Source organism: Caballeronia mineralivorans PML1(12), assembly GCF_001028175.1.
GTDB classification, from domain to species: domain Bacteria; phylum Pseudomonadota; class Gammaproteobacteria; order Burkholderiales; family Burkholderiaceae; genus Caballeronia; species Caballeronia mineralivorans.
Window position 1 is genome coordinate 1 of record NZ_AEJF01000354.1, and the last position, 1,371, is coordinate 1,371.

At 62.5% G+C, this 1,371-nt stretch carries 1 protein-coding gene; it reads left to right on the forward strand.

The features are described 5' to 3' along the window. Positions 1–53 precede the first annotated feature (53 nt). Positions 54–1,187, forward strand: a complete 1,134-nt coding sequence (locus tag EOS_RS42990; RefSeq protein WP_047898346.1) for an IS701 family transposase — start codon at positions 54–56, stop codon at positions 1,185–1,187. The last annotated feature ends 184 nt before the right edge of the window (positions 1,188–1,371 follow it).

Consider the following 1,371-nt stretch of genomic DNA (forward strand, 5'->3'; position numbering starts at 1 on the left):
TCGTAGATTTTTTACTATACTAATGATATTTAGGATAACTAGTAAATAGGACTATGCACTCGACTGCAAAAGCGTGGGAGCACGAGCTGGAGGCGCTGCACCATCGACTCGGAGAACTGTTCAGGCGTCCCGAGCCCCGACAGCGCTCGCTGGCGTACCTCAAGGGCCTGCTGGGCACGGTCGAGCGTAAGAACGGCTGGCAACTCGCCGAATGGATCGGCGAGGCGACACCCGACGGCGTGCAGCACCTGTTGGAGCGGGCACAGTGGGATGCCGATGCCGCGCGCGATGTACTGCGGGAGTATGTTGTTGAACAACTGGGCGAACGTGACGCGGTGCTGATCGTGGATGAAACCGGCTTCGTCAAGAAGGGGCAGCACTCGGCCGGTGTGCAACGCCAGTACAGTGGCACCGCAGGCCGTATCGAGAACAGCCAGATCGGCGTGTTCCTCTGCTATGCCGGGCGTGGCGGCAGCGCGTTTATCGACCGCGAACTGTATGTGCCCAAGGCGTGGACCGATGACCGTGTGCGCTGCGAGGCAGCGGGTATTCCCGAGTCGGTGGAGTTTGCAACGAAGCCGCAACTCGCGCGCAGTATGCTTGAACGGGCGCTGGATGCAGGTGTGCCGTGCGGCTGGGTCACGGGCGACGAAGTCTACGGCGGCGACCGTCACCTGAGGCTATGGCTCGAGTCGCGCGGCCAGTCTTTCGTGCTGGCCGTCGCGAAGAACGAACCTCTATGGTGGCAGGGTCCCGACTACGTACGGGCCGACCAGATCGCCGAAGGCCTGCCGGCACGGGCGTGGCGACGCCTGTCAGCGGGTGCCGGTGCAAAGGGCGAGCGCCTGTATGACTGGGCACTGACCCCGCTGTGGCGCTTGCAGATCACTACCGAAGAGCGCCGCTTCGGGCATTACCTGCTGGTGCGACGCAGCCTGGATGAGAAACGCGAGCATGCGTATTACGTCGTGTACGCGCCGCGCAGCAAAACCACACGGCAAACCCTGGTCAACGTCGCGGGCCGCAGGTGGGAAATCGAAACCGGCTTCGAGGCGACCAAAGGCGAATGCGGGCTCGATCAATATGAGGTACGCCGATGGCAGGGCTGGTACCGCCACATCACGCTGGCCTTGCTGGCTCATGCCGTGCTCGTCACCCTGCGGGTGCGCGGCAAAAAAAACACCTGAAGGTTCAGTGCCGCTCAGTGTGCAGGAGATTCGCCGACTACTATGCCGCCTCCTATGGCGCGGCGCTCACTCTGTCGAGTACGTGTTGTCGTGGTCGCTATGGCGTCGCAGGCATCAACACCGCGCACAGCAGTGCCACTACAGGCGACGCGGCTGCGTACCGCCAGCTTCCTTACATCTACGG